This window comes from Deinococcus aerophilus, assembly GCF_014647075.1.
In the GTDB taxonomy this organism is placed as follows: domain Bacteria; phylum Deinococcota; class Deinococci; order Deinococcales; family Deinococcaceae; genus Deinococcus; species Deinococcus aerophilus.
Map to the genome: position 1 here is coordinate 158,456 of NZ_BMOM01000005.1, position 15,240 is coordinate 173,695.

The 15,240-nt window shown below is 68.5% G+C and carries 14 protein-coding genes; 6 read left to right on the forward strand and 8 right to left on the reverse strand.

The genetic code is table 11. The annotated features are described in order from the left end of the window. Positions 1 to 23: 23 nt before the first annotated feature. From IEY21_RS05190 to IEY21_RS05210, 5 genes are all read right to left on the reverse strand, one after another. Positions 24 to 635, reverse strand: a complete 612-nt coding sequence (locus tag IEY21_RS05190) for a deoxynucleoside kinase (RefSeq protein WP_188902049.1) — start codon at positions 633 to 635, stop codon at positions 24 to 26. Positions 636 to 748: 113 nt separating this feature from the next. Then, positions 749 to 952, reverse strand: coding sequence for a type II toxin-antitoxin system antitoxin (locus IEY21_RS05195; RefSeq protein ID WP_188902051.1), 204 nt, complete (start codon positions 950 to 952; stop codon positions 749 to 751). 35 nt (positions 953 to 987) lie between these two features. Beyond that, positions 988 to 1,923: an SPFH domain-containing protein gene (locus IEY21_RS05200; protein WP_188902053.1), complete on the reverse strand. Its 936-nt coding sequence runs from the start codon at positions 1,921 to 1,923 to the stop codon at positions 988 to 990. A gap of 97 nt (positions 1,924 to 2,020) precedes the next feature. After that, a complete protein-coding gene (locus tag IEY21_RS05205) occupies positions 2,021 to 3,130 on the reverse strand; it encodes a S1C family serine protease (protein WP_188902055.1) in 1,110 nt (369 codons plus the stop codon). Next, positions 3,127 to 3,375, reverse strand: coding sequence for an FmdB family zinc ribbon protein (locus IEY21_RS05210; RefSeq protein WP_188902057.1), 249 nt, complete (start codon positions 3,373 to 3,375; stop codon positions 3,127 to 3,129). Before IEY21_RS05210 ends, IEY21_RS05205 begins: the two co-directional genes overlap by 4 nt. A 554-nt stretch (positions 3,376 to 3,929) precedes the next feature. Between IEY21_RS05210 and glmS the strand changes: the two genes are divergently transcribed. After that, the gene (glmS, locus tag IEY21_RS05215; protein WP_188902059.1) at positions 3,930 to 5,750 is read left to right on the forward strand and encodes a glutamine--fructose-6-phosphate transaminase (isomerizing); all 1,821 of its coding nucleotides are present in this window, start codon (positions 3,930 to 3,932) and stop codon (positions 5,748 to 5,750) included. Between the two features lie 62 nt (positions 5,751 to 5,812). Here glmS and IEY21_RS05220 read toward each other — a convergent pair whose 3' ends face one another. Both IEY21_RS05220 and IEY21_RS05225 read right to left on the reverse strand, forming a co-directional pair. Next, the gene (locus tag IEY21_RS05220; RefSeq protein ID WP_188902061.1) at positions 5,813 to 6,403 is read right to left on the reverse strand and encodes a DUF2231 domain-containing protein; all 591 of its coding nucleotides are present in this window, start codon (positions 6,401 to 6,403) and stop codon (positions 5,813 to 5,815) included. A 74-nt stretch (positions 6,404 to 6,477) separates the two neighbouring features. After that, the gene (locus IEY21_RS05225) at positions 6,478 to 7,440 is read right to left on the reverse strand and encodes a CobW family GTP-binding protein (RefSeq protein WP_188902063.1); all 963 of its coding nucleotides are present in this window, start codon (positions 7,438 to 7,440) and stop codon (positions 6,478 to 6,480) included. Between the two features lie 111 nt (positions 7,441 to 7,551). On the opposite strand from IEY21_RS05225, the gene IEY21_RS05230 reads away from it, so the two are divergent. After that, a complete protein-coding gene (locus IEY21_RS05230) occupies positions 7,552 to 8,166 on the forward strand; it encodes a hypothetical protein (protein ID WP_188902065.1) in 615 nt (204 codons plus the stop codon). Between the two features lie 30 nt (positions 8,167 to 8,196). On the opposite strand, the gene priA is transcribed toward IEY21_RS05230, so the two are convergent. Continuing rightward, positions 8,197 to 10,716: a replication restart helicase PriA gene (gene priA / locus IEY21_RS05235; protein ID WP_229752901.1), complete on the reverse strand. Its 2,520-nt coding sequence runs from the start codon at positions 10,714 to 10,716 to the stop codon at positions 8,197 to 8,199. 135 nt (positions 10,717 to 10,851) lie between these two features. Here priA and IEY21_RS05240 point away from each other — a divergent pair, with 135 nt between their 5' ends. The 4 genes from IEY21_RS05240 to IEY21_RS05255 all read left to right on the forward strand — a co-directional run bounded on the left by IEY21_RS05240 (position 10,852) and on the right by IEY21_RS05255 (position 15,073). Beyond that, positions 10,852 to 11,094, forward strand: a complete 243-nt coding sequence (locus IEY21_RS05240) for a hypothetical protein (protein WP_188902067.1) — start codon at positions 10,852 to 10,854, stop codon at positions 11,092 to 11,094. A 303-nt stretch (positions 11,095 to 11,397) separates the two neighbouring features. Beyond that, entirely contained in the window at positions 11,398 to 12,765 is a 1,368-nt protein-coding gene (locus IEY21_RS05245; protein WP_229752902.1) for an MFS transporter, read from the forward strand. Positions 12,766 to 12,933: 168 nt separating this feature from the next. After that, positions 12,934 to 14,241: a hydroxymethylglutaryl-CoA lyase-like TIM-barrel protein gene (locus tag IEY21_RS05250; protein ID WP_188902071.1), complete on the forward strand. Its 1,308-nt coding sequence runs from the start codon at positions 12,934 to 12,936 to the stop codon at positions 14,239 to 14,241. 31 nt (positions 14,242 to 14,272) lie between these two features. Beyond that, entirely contained in the window at positions 14,273 to 15,073 is an 801-nt protein-coding gene (locus IEY21_RS05255; protein WP_188902073.1) for a polyphosphate kinase 2 family protein, read from the forward strand. Positions 15,074 to 15,240 lie beyond the last annotated feature (167 nt).

Below are 15,240 nucleotides of genomic sequence, written 5' to 3' on the forward strand. Positions count from 1 at the left end.
GCTCCGCTGCCGGGTCGACCCCATCAGTCCGCTGCCCGCCCCGCCGTCAGGGCCTCGTGAACCCGGCCCAGCAGGGTCTGTTCGTCCTCGGGGTTGCCCACGAAGTCCAGCGAGCCGGCCTGCACGGTCAGCAGCGGGTGGGGGTAGGTGCGAAAGTATTCGTCGTACCGGGCCGTCAGCTCGCTCAGGTACTCGGCCTGCATGTCCCGCTCGAAGGGTCGGCCCCGGCGCGCAATGCGGCGCAGCAGTTCGTCGGGATCGGCACGCAGATACACCACCAGATCGGGGGTGGGCAGGCGGGGCGAGAGGTGCGCATACAGGTCCTCGTACAGCGAAAATTCGGCGTCCTTGAGGTTCATGGCCGCGAAGATGAAATCCTTGTCGAACAGGTAATCGCTGACCACGTTGCCGCTGAACAGCCCCGGCTGCGCCAGCTCCGAGAGCTGCTTGAAGCGCGAGAGCAGAAAGAACACCTGCACCTGAAAGGCGTAGGTTTCGGGGTGTTCATAAAAGCGGGCCAGGAAGGGATTTTCCTCCACCACTTCCAGATTCAGCTCCGCGCCGTAGCGCGCCGAGAGCCGTGAGGCCAGACTTGTTTTTCCCACCCCGATGGGGCCTTCGACAACCAGATACATAAACAGGCCAGAGCATAGCGCTCCTTAAGACAGACAAACGGGCGGGGTGGGGCTTGACAGACCGCCGCCCGACAGCCCCCGAGTGAACCCTGCAACGGGACGGCACGCGGGGTTCACTCGGGGTCCGGGGTCTGGGCCCTGCCCTGCGTCCTGGCCGGCGGATTGTCCGGGCTTCCGAGCCGCCCCGCCTCCCGGGCTGCCCGGGTCAGCAGGTACTCGATCTGGGCATTGACGCTGCGCAGATCGTCGGCCGCCCAGCGCTCCAGGACCGCGTACAGTTCGGGGCTGATCCGCAGGGGGTAATTTTTACGGGCCATGCGGGCCTCCAGGGGGGGTCACGGGCGGGCCATGCTCAACGCCGCCCCAGGCGGTCAACGTACAGGCTTCCGGCATTCACGATGGGCTGCGTTCCCCGCTCGCTGGTCAGGACGACGAGCAGGTTGCTGACCATCTGGGCCTTGCGCTCCTCATCGAGCTGCACGATGTTCTGGTCGTCCAGCTCGCGCAGGGCCATCTGCACCATGCCCACCGCGCCGTGGACGATCTGCGCGCGCGCCGCGATGATGGCGCTGGCCTGCTGACGCTGCAGCATGGCTCCGGCAATCTCCGGCGCGTAGGCCAGGTGCGACAGCCGGGCTTCCAGCACCTCCACCCCGGCGTGGCGCAGGCGGGTCGCCAGTTCACGGCCCAGCGCCTCGGCCACCTCGTCGGCGTTGCCGCGCAGGCTCTTGCCGCTCTCCTCGTAATTGTCGTAGGGGTACTGCGAGGCGAGATGCCGCAGCGCCGTCTCGGACTGGATGGCGACAAACTCGGCGTAGTCCTCGACATCGAAGGTGGCCCGCGCTGAATCCACCACCCGCCACACGATCACGGCGGCGATCTCGATGGGATTGCCCGACAGGTCATTGACCTTCAGCCGCTCGGAATTGAAGTTGCGGATCCGCAGCGACACATTCTTGCGAACCGTCAGAGGATTGGTCCAGTACATGCCGTTGCGCCGCTCGGTGCCCACGTAGCGCCCGAAGAGGGTCAGCACCTTGGCCTGGTTGGGCTGCACGATGAAAAACCCGATCATGGCGAACAGCAGCAGCAGGCCGAGCACCACGCTCAGCAGGAATTGCCCGGCCACCAGCAGCCCCACACCCAGCGCCACCAGCGCCAGCCACAGCAGGAAGATCGGCACGCCGGGCAGCCCGAAAGCCGGGCGCTCCACACTCGCCACACCGCTGCGGGTAGAAATTCCCCCCTCTGCACCGACCATCACCGGACCCTTCTCCAGTTCGCTCATAAGGTCTCCTTGCAATCAATATGATATCACATTACCGCAAAGGAAGAAATGGAAGAAGGGGACAGGCGTGCGCCTGTCCCCTGTTGTGGTCCCGGCGCTACTCCGTCTGCTGCAGGGTCCGTTTCAGCAGGGTGACCTTCACGTCTACGCCTTTCTTGTTGCGCCACACGCGCAGGGTCACGGTCTGACCCGGACGTTTGGCGGCGACCAGGCGGGTCACGTCAAAGGAATTCTGCACCCGCACGCCGTCCACGGCCACGATGATGTCGCCCAGCGGGGCAAGCAACTGGTCGCTGCTGTTTCTCAGGCTGCCGCGCAGACCCGCGCGGGCGGCGGCGCTGCCGGCGGGCACGTCCATGACCAGGGCGCCCTCGCTGCTCGACAGGCCCGCGAGCTGCCGCAGGGCCGGCGGCAGCGTGTCGAGATCCACCAGGCTGGCTCCCAGCGTGCCGCGCTGCGGAACCCCGATCTTTTCCAGATCGTCCAGACTCTGTTTGACCAGGTCGCCGGGAATGGCAATGCCGATCACGCCGGGCACAAAGCTGTTGGGCGCGGCGTTCGCGTCGGCCACGCCGACCACCGCGCCGCGCGAATCGAGCACCGGACCGCCGCTGTTGCCCTGCTGAATGCTCGCCGTGGTCACCAGATACTGCCCGATTTCCGGCCCCAGACCATCGTTGCGGGGAATGTCCTGGGCGCTGGCGAGCACGCTGAACACGCCGGTGCTCACGAAGTTCTGGATCTTGAGCGGCGTGCCGATGGTGATGAGTTTCTGCCCCGGAATCAGGCGCGCACTCTGACCGAAGCTCAGGATCTTGGGCGCCGAGACGCCGGTTACCCGCAGGATGGCAATGTCGATGCCGGGGTCAATGCCCTCGATCTTGGCGGGCACCTTGCGCCCGTTGTACAGCGTGACGCTCAGCGATTCCTGATCCTTGACCACGTGGTAGTTGGTCACGATCAGGTTCTTCTTGTAAAAGAAGCCGGTGCCGGTCTCGACCTGCTCATCCCCGACCTGCAGCACCTCGCGCCTCAGGCGGTTGTCGATGCGGACCACCGCTTGCAGGGCCGCCTGGGTGACCTCCACGGTGTTGATCTCATCGGGGGTGACCAGCGCGCGCTGGGCCGTGACGCGGCCCGTGAGGTACGCGCCCGTCAACGACCCGGCAAGCAGCAGGGCCACGCCCAGGGCGCGCGCCGCGTTCACTCGCCGCCCGTCCCCTTTGCGCTGCCCCCACTGCTGGAGCCGCTTGCAGCGCCCTCTCCCCTGGCCTGGGGGCGCGAATCGGTGACGTAAAAGCCGCTGCCTTTGAACGCGATGCCGGGCCGGGCCACGATGCGCTTGACGGGCACGCCGGAGTCGGGGTGGGCGGTGTAGGCGTCGTCGCGCATGCTCTGCTGCAGTTCGTAGATCTCGCCAGTTTCCAGATTCTTGTAGAGGTAGGTGGGCATGTCAGTCAGTCCTTGATCTTGAGCGGGAAGGGAGAGGAAAGGGAGGGCCGGATGCCCCTGCGGGGGCACGCCGCGCTACCGTCTGCCCCGGCCAGTTCGCCGCCGGAAGCCAGAGCCCATCCTAGCAAGGGGCCAGGCCCCACAGCCCCCCCTGCGCCACGGTTGCTTGCACAGCTTGACCACGCGCCCGGCACACGGGTGCTACTGTACAGAGCGAACCCCTGGTGCCGGGTTCACTTACAGCAAACAGGGCAGCGCAAGGCCCACGGCTCCACCACCGCTTCAGGGCGGCCCGTGGAACCCGTTGGGAGACGAGGTGGAGGTCAGCGAGTTTTCTGCGGATGCCTCCAGGTGTTGGAACGGCACCTACCCGCCGCGCCAGGTTCCTCTTCAGGAGGATGAGGTGCGGGAAGTCCGGCGATAACCCTCACGGCAACGTGAACATAAGGCCGGGCACGCTCCAGACAAAAACCAAACCAGGCACCCCCGCTCTTTTCTGTCTTCCAAAGGAAGACACCGGTTTTTGAGGAACCGGGAGCGGGCAGGAGATCATTATGTGCGGAATCGTGGGATATATCGGTGGCCGGCAGGCCCAGGACGTGCTGCTCTCGGGCCTCTCCAAACTGGAATACCGGGGGTATGACAGCGCCGGTGTGGCGGTGGGCGACGGCGCGTGCATCGCCGTCAAGAAGAAGGCCGGCAAGCTGGCCAACCTCAGCACCGAACTCGACGGCCAGCCGCTGAGCGGCACGATCGGCATTGGACACACGCGCTGGGCCACGCACGGACTGCCCAACGACACCAACGCGCACCCGCACGCCACCGAGGACGGCAAGATCGTCATCATCCACAACGGCATCATCGAGAACTACCTCTCGCTGAAAGAGGACCTGATGACGCGCGGCCATGAGTTCAAGAGCGAAACCGACAGCGAGGTACTCGCGCACCTGATCGAGGAGGCCTACAGCGGCAACCTGGAAGAAGCGGTGCGCGCGGCCCTGGCGCAGGTGCGCGGCGCCTACGGCATCGTGGTGACGCACGTGGACCACCGCGAGATCGTGGCGGCCCGCACGGTCAGCCCGCTGGTGATGGGGGTGGGCGAGGGCGAGATGTTCCTGGCCTCCGACGTGCCCGCCCTGCTCGCCTACACCCGCAACATGGTCTTCCTGCACGACGGCGACATGGTGGTGCTGCACGACGACGGCTTCCGGGTGACCGACCTGGCCGGCAACGAGCAGCAGCGCGAGATCGAGCACATCGACTGGGACGCCGAGGCAGCCGAGAAGGGTGGGTTTGACACCTACATGCTCAAGGAGATCTACGAGCAACCCACCGCCCTGACCAACACCCTGATCGGCCGCCTGCAGGACGCGACCGGCGAGGTGAACCTGGACATCAACCTGGACCCCTCCTCGTTCAAGCGCATCTCCATCATCGCCTGCGGTACGGCCTTCTATGCCGGACTGGTCGGCGAATACCTGATCGAGCAGCTCGCGCGGATTCCGGTGGAGGTGGACGTGGCGAGCGAGTACCGCTACCGCGACCCGCTGGTGTCCGAGAACACGCTCGCCATCGTGGTGAGCCAGTCGGGCGAGACCATCGACACCCTGGAGGCGCTGCGCGAGGCCAAGCGCCACGGCGCGCAGACCCTGGGCGTGATCAATGCCAAGGGCAGCTCCATGACCCGCGAGCTCGACGACACGCTGTACATCCACGCCGGACCCGAGATCGGGGTGGCGAGCACCAAGGCCTATACCTCGATGGTCAGCGCCTTCCTGCTGCTCGCGCTGTGGCTGGGCCGGGCCCGCGGAACGCTCAGCGAGGAACAGGGCGCCGAGCTGCTGCACGCCGCGCGCGAACTGCCCCGGCTGGTGGAGCAGGCCCTGGCTCCCGAACGTGTGGAGGCGATCAAGGTCGTGGCCGAGAAGTACCACCAGGCGCGCGATTACCTGTTCCTGGGGCGCGGCGTCAATTCTCCCACCGCCTACGAGGGTGCGCTGAAGCTCAAGGAAATCAGCTACATCCACGCCGAGGCCTACGCGGCGGGCGAGATGAAGCACGGCCCGATCGCGCTGATTGACGCCAACCTGCCGGTGGTGGTCATCGCCACCGAGAGCCGCCTGCTGGAAAAGACCATCAGCAACGTGCAGGAGGTCCGGGCGCGTGCGGGCAAGGTGATTGCCATCCTCAGCGACGGCGATACCGAGAACGCCCGCCACGCCGACGACGTGATCTATGTGCCGCGCGCCCACGAGATGGTCAGCCCGGTGGTCAACGCCATCGCAATGCAGCTGCTGGCCTACTTCACGGCCACGGCGCTGGGCAAGGACGTGGACAAGCCGCGCAATCTGGCCAAGTCCGTCACCGTCGAATAACCAGACTGCAGAAAGCGGCGGGGAAGGAGAGCGTGATACGCCCCCTTCCCCGCCGTTCGCTGTTATCCCTGCGGGTGATCCAGGGTCTGTCCCACGCCCAGACCATGACGGTACACCAGCTGCCCCCCCAGGAAGCCCCCGGCAAGGGCCAGCCCCAGGGCCGCGCCCGACAGCAGCTTGCCCAGCCCGCGCCGCTGCCGGCGCCGCGCCAGGACCGAACCCACGTTCAACAAGAAGGCCGTTTCGTTGAGGGCCCCGTGAATCAGACCGGTGCGGCGGGCCTCACCGCGCGTTCCGGCCCAGTCGGTCCAGCCGGTGGCAATGGTCGCCACCGCGCCCACAGTGCCCAGCGTCAGCGCCAGATCGGCGGCCCGCTCGGTGGCCTCGGATTTGGGGCCGGGATAGAAATCCAGCATCCCGGCGATCATCCAGCCGCCCAGCGGCAGGTGAACGAGGATCGGGTGCAGGGGGTGGCCCAGCGGCGTGCCGTGCAGAACGGCCACCACACCGTCTGGCAGGTTCTGCTCCAGGTCCTGCAGCAGCTGCTGCAGGGTCTCGGCGAGGTCCTCGACGGCGTCGTGGTTGACCAGGGCGTCCTCGACCACAGAGCTGGGCTTGGCGCGGTCGGCCTGTGGAGCAGCGAAAAGGCTCATGCCCCGACGATACGGGCGCGGTCCCCGGCGGCGTGCCGACCCTGGCTTAAGGCAGATTCATGCAGGTGTCGGGTTCATGCCGGTGTCTGGGCAGGAATCATGCACGCCGCAAAAGCCACCCCGTACTCTGCCCGGTCCAGCCCGCGGCCAATAAAGACGAGTTCGCTGTGACCGTCGCCCACGTCCCAGGCGTCGGCGGTGAACAGATCCCGGACCGCCTGGAACAGAATGCGCTGCGGATAGCCGTACAGGTCCAGGAATCCCTTGGCCCGCAGCACCTCGGCGGGCCGTGCCAGAATGAAGTCGGTCATGAAGCGCTGCCACAGGTAGGGGTCCAGGGGCCGGTCTGCCCGCAAAGTAAAGCTGTTCAGGCCCGGCGTGTGGGTGTGCCCGGCGGGGTCCTGATCGTCCACCGTGCGGGGGTCAAAGTCGTCGCGGGCAAGCAGAGCGCCGGCATCCACCTGACCGCGCTCCACCCGCACCACGCGGGCCAGCGGGTTGACGCCGCGCAGCACGCCCTCGGCCTCGTCCAGCCGGTCGGGGGACGCCAGATCGGTCTTGTTCAGGACCACCGTGTTTGCGTAGGCGAGTTGCCGGGCGGCTTCGGGATGTTCGCGCAGGGTCCGCAGCACATGCCGCGCGTCCACCACCGCGAGCAGGGTGGTGACCCGGAAGGCGGCGCGCACGCTGCGCTCCAGCAGGGTGGTCAGCACCGGCGTCGGGTCGGCCACGCCCGAGAGTTCCACGATCACTGCGTCGGGCCGGTGCTCGCGCAGCGAGATGTCCACCAGCGCCCGCAGCAGGTCGTCCCGGCCAGTACAGCACAGGCAGCCGGCGGTCAGCTCGGTCACGTCGTCCTGCAGGCGCTCGATCAGGCTTCCGTCCACGCCCGTCGCCCCGAACTCGTTGACGATCACGCCCAGACGGTGGGGCAGGCTGCGGATCAGGTGGTTGACCAGCGTGGTCTTGCCCGCGCCCAGAAAGCCCCCGATGACCAGAATGGGAATGCGCGAATCGGCGGCGGACGGGGAAGTCATGGGGGCAGAATAGGGGGTCGGGCAGGTCCAGGACCGTGAAGCGCTGCCCGGTGGAGGGGTCGCCGGCCCAGCGAATGGAACTCCGGACACCCCAGGGCCGTACCGGAATCCGTGAAAAGCTTCCCCGTCCTCCTGACCAGCGCGTTCCTGGCCCTGTGGGCCGTTCCGGCCGCGGCCCAGTCCACCCGGACCGTGTTCATCAACGGCGTGGCCCTGCAGGCAACCGCCACCCAGCGGAATGGCGAAACGTACTACCAGTTCAGGGCCAGCGACCTGCAACGCATCGGGGCCCTCACCGCCGGGGGCGTGTCGCCCAAAGTGGACGCCATCCGGGGATGCGTGGGCGATACGCTGTTCAACGGGGTGTACAGCGTGCAGCTGCTGCGGGCCGGCCCCGAGGACACCCGCTTCGGCGTGCAGCTCAAGCTGACGAACGCCTCCTCCCAGACGCTGCAGAACTTCATGACCTTCTCGCCCTCGGAGGTCTACGCCGCGACCGCCACGGCCGCCACTCCGCTGCCCAACTTCCAGGACCGCTGGATAGACGCCCTGCTGCCCGGCACCGCCATCACCCTGCGCACCCAGACAGACGACCGGGGAGCGGCCACCCGCTGGACCCGGCTGCTGATCCGGCCGGATGCCGACGCAATCAGGGAACTGCAGAAGGCCAAGTTGTCCCTGGCCCGGGTCTACAACATGGAATTTGACCTGACCTGCCAGAAATGACGTCCGGCGCATGCGGCATGTTCCCGGCCCTCACAGCCCCCCCCGGGGATTGACATCCACCCGCACCCGGGCCTTCCACGTCCGGCTGTCGAGCACCTGAAGCAGCTCGGCGAGCCGGGCGTCGTTGCGGGCGCGCAGAAACAGGTGGTACGGGTAGACGCCGCGCACGCGGGCCACCGGGCTGGGCGCGGGCCCCAGCACCTCCTGGGCAGTGGCTCCCGCGCCGTGCAGGGCGTCGGCGAGGTCCTGGGCGGCGGCCTGGGCGCGGCCCGCCTCGCGCGCCGTGACCTCGACCTGGGCCAGCCGGGCGTGCGGTGGGTAGCCCAGAGCCTTGCGGGCACGTTCCTCGGCCAGCGGATAGGCCAGCGTATCGCGCCCACCCACCAGCACGGTCAGCGCGGGGTGGTCGGCCTGGAAGGTCTGGACCACCAGCATCGGAGCGCGTTCGGGGTGCCATTCGGCCAGCTGGCGCAGCAGGCGATGGTAGCGCTCGGAGGCCCGGAAGTCCGACACATTGAGCCAGGTGTCGGCCAGCGTGATGCCGAGCAGCGCGAGGTTGGGCGGCGCCTCCTGTGAGAGCAGCAGCTGGGTCCCCACGACCACGCCCGCCTCCCCGGCGTACAGCGGGGACAGGTCGTCCTGGCGGTCGCGGTCCAGGCGGTAGACCGGCATGCCGGGCAGCAGCCGGGTGACCTCCTGCGCAATCCACTCGGTGCCGGGGCCGCGCGCCTTCCACATTCGCTCGCCGCAGTGGTCGCAGCGCTCGGGCAGGGCCTCGTGGTAGCCGCACTGGTGGCAGGTGAGGCGACGGGTTTCCTGGTGAAAGCGCAGGTGCACGTCGCAGTTGCGGCACTGTGGGGTGTGTTCGCAGCCCGGGCAGCGCATCAGGGCCGAGTACCCGCGCCGGGGAGCGAGCAGCGCCGCCTGCCGCCCGCGTTCCTGAACCTGCCGCAGCAGCCGCGCCAGGTCGTGGCTCAGGGGATAGCCCAGGTCCCCGGTGCCCAGGTGCGCGCCGCTCAGGGGCCCGAGTTCGGGCTGCTGCGGCGGATGGGCGTAGTCCACGACGTGAACGCGGGCGCGGGGGGGCGGCAGCACCGCGCCGGGGTGCGGCACGCTCTCGGCGGCGGGCGTGGTGCCCACGTAGGCCAGCGCCGCGCCGTGGGCGGCGGCCACCCGCGCGGCCACGTCCGGCACGAAGGCGCGTGACCCCGAGAGCAGCTTGTGGGCGTCGCTGCCCTCCTCCAGCACCACCACCAGGGCGAGGTCGGCCAGCGGGGCGGCCAGCGCGTGGGCGCTGCCGATCACCAGCCGCGCCGCGCCGCTGCGAATCAGCTCCCAGGTGTGTTCGCGCTGCACCTCGGACAGCTGGCCGCTGACCTGCACCGCGCGCGTGCCCACGTGGGCGGCCAGCCCCGAGAGACCCTCCCAGGCCCGGCGCAGCGTGGTGTGGTCGGGCGCGAGGACCAGCACCCCCCGGCCCTGCCCCAGCAGACGCGACAGCCGCGGCGCCAGCGTACGAAAGCGCGAGGCGGCCCGTCCCCCATGCAGGCGCCACACCGGGGACTCCGGCAGACGGTCCGGAAGGTCGCCGGGGCCGGCGGGCACTGGTACGGCCAGGGGCACGGCGGGCAGCGGGGCCGGAATCTGCACGGTTTCGGCCCAGCCGCGCGCCAGCAGCGTTCCCGCAGCGGTGGGGGTCAGCGGGCAGCCCGCGGCACTTGCCCGGCTGGCCCAGGCATTCAGGGTGTCCTGCGGGCCACCCTCCGCGAGCCAGGTCCAGGCGGGAGGCGGGGGGGCGGCTTCGGGCAAGTATGCCGCCCCGCCCGCGTTCAGGACTGTGGTCACCACGCTCCCGCTCACGCCCGCCCCCCGCGACCACGCGCTCAGGGTGTCCTGCGGGCCGTGTTCGTCCAGCCATGCGTGGGCGTGGGCCTGTCGGGCGGTCAGTGGGTTGGGCGGCGGGGTCACAGCGCGCAGCATCGTTCGCGTGCGCGCAGCGGCGGGAACATCGGCCAGATCGCGTGCCCGCACCGCTGCTCGCGTGCGCGGCCGGACCGTAAACTCCTCCTCCAGCAACCCCTGTTCACGCACCGCGTCCAGCAGCGCCGGATGAAACGCGTCCGCCTCGGTCCACACGGTGGTAGGCACCCTGCGCGCAAAGGCAGTCAGGTCTGCTCCCTCGACCGCGCGGACGCGGTGGGTATGGTCCGCCGTCCAGCCCACACCCAGCAGGTCCCCCCAGATCAGCCCGGCCGGAATGCGGGCGTCCCGCGCCCAGGCACACACGCCCTCCACGGTAGCGGGGGCGACCCAGGGCGCCGCCGGGTCGTCCAGCACATGCACGGCCTCGCGCAGGCGGGAAGCTCCACGCGCTGTCGCCTCGCCCACCAGCAACCCCACGACCAGCTCTCCCCGCCACGGCACAAGCACCCGGCAGCCCACCGGCACTTCGCCCTGCCATCCGTGTACCGCGCTGAATTCCTGCGCAGGCACCGGCAAGGCCACCACCACCAGCCAGGGGGAGGGAGGGTTGGTGGTGGGCGCAGTCACATCCCGCAGGCTAGCGCGGCGCGGCGTGGGGCAAGGGTGAGCTGGGAGCCTGATGTCGAAGCCTGTCCTCCCTGGGTCCCCATATCTGTTCACGCGGCTCAGCAACCCTGAGGGGTCATATGGCGTAATAACAGCATGAAAACTGCCCGCTCCCGCACTGCTCGCCCCTCCCCCTCCGCGTCCACTTCAGGCCGCCTCGGCAAGCTGCTCGTCTATGCTCCCCTGGCCCTGGAACTCATCACCATGCTGCGCCGCAACCAGAATGCCCGGCGCGGCAAATATGTCAAGGCCCGCAAGCGGGACCGGGCGTTCGACTTCCTGCTGGGTCAGGCGCAGCGGCGGCTGGGAGGCCACCCCAGGGGCCGCCGCAGGTTCTGAACTGTTGAGGCTTCCGTGTCCGCGCGGCTGCATAACTCCGTCATGCCGAAAAATCCACGACCTTCCAGATGCATATCTTGACTCGCCCTGCATTCCACGCTATCTTTAAGAAATCAAAGGCGGCCTGCGGGTCGCTTTTTCCTTTGCCAGTCCTGGATGGAGGGTGAGTCGCGGGCAAGGTCCTCAGCGGAGGCAGTGGGACAGTCACCCCGTCCAGACCGGTGCGCTGGGGGCACGTCTGTCCCTCACCCGCCCCCGGCTTTTCTTCCGGCGTGCCGCCCCACGATGTGCGAGCATGCCGCCGTGAGCCTCGCGCCTGTTCCCTCCGCACCGGTGCTGGTCCCTGTTCCCCGCACGCTGGGCCTGGGACTGGTGCTGGTCGTGCTGATCGTGGCCTTCGAGTCCATGGCGGTCAGCACGGTGCTGCCCCGGGTGGCCGCCGACCTGAACGGGCTGGCGCTGTACGGCTGGGCCTCCAGCGCCTTTTTGCTGTCCAGCCTGTTCGGCGCGGTCCTCAGCGGGGTGCTGGGGGACCGCCGGGGGCTGGCGGTCTCGACCGTGCTGGCGCTGAGCGTGTTTGCAGCGGGGCTGCTGGTAGCCGGGCTGGCGCCGTCGATGACGGGATTCGTGCTGGGGCGACTGATCCAGGGACTGGGGGCCGGCGGGCTGGGGGCACTGCCCTGGGCGGTCATCAGCACCCGCTATCCGGAAGTGGCCCGGGCGCGGATGCTGGCCGCCGTGTCCAGCGCGTGGCTGCTGCCCGCCCTGGTCGGCCCGCTGATCGCCAGCGTCATCGCAGCCCAGTGGTCGTGGCGCGCGGTGTTCTGGGGCCTGATTCCGGTGCTGGTTCTGAGTGCGCCGCTGTGCATCCTGCCGCTGCGCCAGCGGCTGAACCGTCCCGCCACCGCTCAGGAACGCGACAGCCGCCGCATCCTATGGCCGGCCCTGGGCCTGTCTCTGGCCGCCGGCGCCGTGATCGAGGGCCTGCGCCGCCCCGACCTCCTCGCCTGGCCGCTGGTGCTGGCCGGGCTGGCGGGGGTGGCCTGGACCGCCCGCGCCCTGTTTCCGGCAGGGCTGTGGCGCCTGACCCGGGGCCTGCCCGCCGCCCTGGCGCTGCGGGGCTGGGCCGCCTTTGCCGTCATGGGCACCACCACCTTCCTGCCGCTGGCCCTGCACGAACTGCGCGGCCTGAGCCTTACGGGGGCCGGCGCGGTCCTGAGTCTCGGTGGGGTGACCTGGACGCTGGGATCCTGGGTGCAAGACCAGCTGGAACGGCGCTACGGCGAGGCGTCCCGACTGCTGCGGGCGCGCGGCGGCATGGTGGGTGTGGTGATCGGTGTGCTGCTCACCGCCCTGGGGGTGCTGGGTCCGCTGCCCCTGTGGGTCGTCGGGGTGGGCTGGGTGCTGAGCTGCCTGGGAATGGGCGTGGGCTACACCAGCAACAGCCTGCTCGCCCTGTCCAGCGCCCGGCCCGGCCAGACCGGTCAGCTGTCCGGCCAGCTCGCGAACATTGAGGTGTTGATGGTGGCGGTGGCCGCCGGGGTGGGCGGCGCATTGATCGCCCGCGTGCAGCCGCTGCAGACGGCCTTCACGCTGGCATTCGCGGTGACCGTGCTGGGGGCCCTGCTCACGTGGCTGGCGGGGACGCGCCTGCAGCAGCCCAGGAAGTAGAGCCTACCGAACGGGCATGGGCCACCGTATAGAGCAACGGGTCCGGTCCCTCCTCATGCCACAGGGCAAACCACGCGGCGTCGGCCCGCCGGATGAACCCGGCCCGCCCAATATATTGATGACCGGATCAAGATTGACGACATACAGACCAGGGACTACCTTGCGGCCATGACTCCTACCGTCACCGATGTGGCCGGGGCCGACCTCTTTCCCGAGGCCTTCCCTAAGGACCAGTTCCCGCAGGTGGTCTGGGAACCCGGCCGCCGGCCCACCACCTTGCCGGCACAGGCCTGGACCACCGAGACCACCCACCGCGACGGACAGCAGGGCGGGCTGCCCCTGACCGAGGCCGACGGACTGGCCATCTACGACCTGATGGCCCGGTTCACGGGGGCGTCCGGTGCGCTGCGTCAGGCCGAGTTCTTCGTGTACCGGTCCGCCGACCGCGCCATGCTGGAAGGAGCGCTGGAGCGTTGGCGGAGTGGGCATCCGGTCGAGCCGACCACCTGGATCCGGGCCACCCGCAAGGACGCCGAACTGGTGGCCGGGCTGGGGGTGCGCGAAACGGGCATGCTCGCCAGCGCCAGCGATTACCACACCTTCTACAAGTTCACGCCGGGGGGGCGTGCCCAGGCTGCCCGCACCTACCTGGACGCCGTGCGCGCGGTGCTCGACACCGGCCTGCGCCCCCGCCTGCATCTGGAAGACGCGACCCGCGCTCCCCGTGACTTCATCCTGCCGTTCGTGGCCGAGGTACAGGCGATCGCCGCCGCCTATCCGGCCGCGCAGGCACCCCGGTTCCGTGTGTGCGACACCATGGGCGTGGGCCTGCCCCTGGAGGGGGTAGCTTGGCCGCGCAGCGTGCCGGGCATGGTGCGGACGCTGCGCGAAGCAGGAATTGCCAGTGAGCTGCTGGAATTCCATCCCCACAACGACATCCACCTGGTGGTTGCCAACTGCCTCGCGGCGGTGGGGGCCGGCTGCGCGGCCATCAACGGCACGCTGCTGGGCAAGGGAGAACGTACCGGCAATGCCCCGCTGGAGGGCGTGCTGCTGCACCTGCTCGGGCTGGGGCTGATTGAGGCCGGAGCGCCGGACTTCACGGTCCTGAATGACCTCAACGACCTGTATGACCGGCTCGGCCAGGGGGTGCCAGCCAAGTACCCGCTGTACGGCAAGGACGCCCACCGCACCCGCGCCGGCATCCACGCCGACGGCCTGAACAAATTCTGGCCCATGTACGCACCCTTCAACGTGCCCGCCCTGCTGGGCCGTCCCCTGGAACTCAGCCTGACCCGGGACAGCGGACTGGCCGGGCTGATCTTCCTGATCAGGGCCCATACTGGCCGCGAGCTGAGCAAGGACCATCCGGGACTGCGCACCCTGCATGAGCGCCTGAACACTGCCTTTGATGCGGGCCGGCAGAGTGCGGTGGAATGGGAAGAAATTGCCGATCAGGTCCAGCATCTGAAGTGACCTGCCCGCAGAAGGTGGTAGCCTCGCGGCCATGAAAACGGAAACGTACCGCGTGAAGGTCGGTCAGAAGGTCAAACTCAGCGACTGGAACACCGACGACAACGCGGGCCTCAAGAAGCGTGAGGGCAAGAAGCGGGCCAAGGCCCTGCAGGACGAGCTGGCCCTGTGGCAGGAGCGCCTGTACGCCGAGAGCGGGCAGGCGCTTCTGGTCGTCTTGCAGGCCCGCGACGCTGGCGGCAAGGACGGCACGGTCAAGCACGTGTTCGATGCCTTCAACCCCAACGGCATTCAGGTCGCCAACTTCAAGGTACCCACCGAGGATGAACAGGCGCACGACTTTCTGTGGCGCGTTCACGCCAAGACCCCCCGCAAAGGCATGATCGCCGTCTTCAACCGCAGCCATTACGAGGACGTTCTGGTCACCCGCGTCCATGATCTGATTGACCGGCCGACAGCGCAGCGCCGCCTGGAACACATCCAGCGCTTCGAGGAACTGCTGACGGACTCTGGAACACGGGTTCTGAAATTCTACCTGCATGTCAGCAAGGATGAGCAGAAGGAGCGGCTGCAGGCCCGCTTGGACGACCCCGAGAAGCTCTGGAAATTCAGTGAGGCCGATCTGGCCGAGCGGGGACACTGGGAGGCCTACACCCGGGCCTTTCAGGACGCCTTGACCACAAGCACGGTCGCCGCTCCGTGGTATGTCATTCCCGCCGATCACAAGTGGTTCCGCAACCTGCTGATCAGCGAGATCCTTCTGGAGACGCTGAAGGACATGAATCCAGACTTCCCCGAGACCAACCTGAACCCCAAGAAAATCACCATCGAATAACACCCGTCCGAATACCGCAGAAACCCCTTCAGGCGCAGCTTTTTCAGGCTGCGCCCCGTGTGTTGGGGCCACCGTGAAGGGGCATTGGCCGGTCCCCGCAGGGCAGGGGCAGGCATAGAGAAAGCCCCCCTTGTGGGAGGGGGGCTGGGGGTGGAGCATTAATGGAG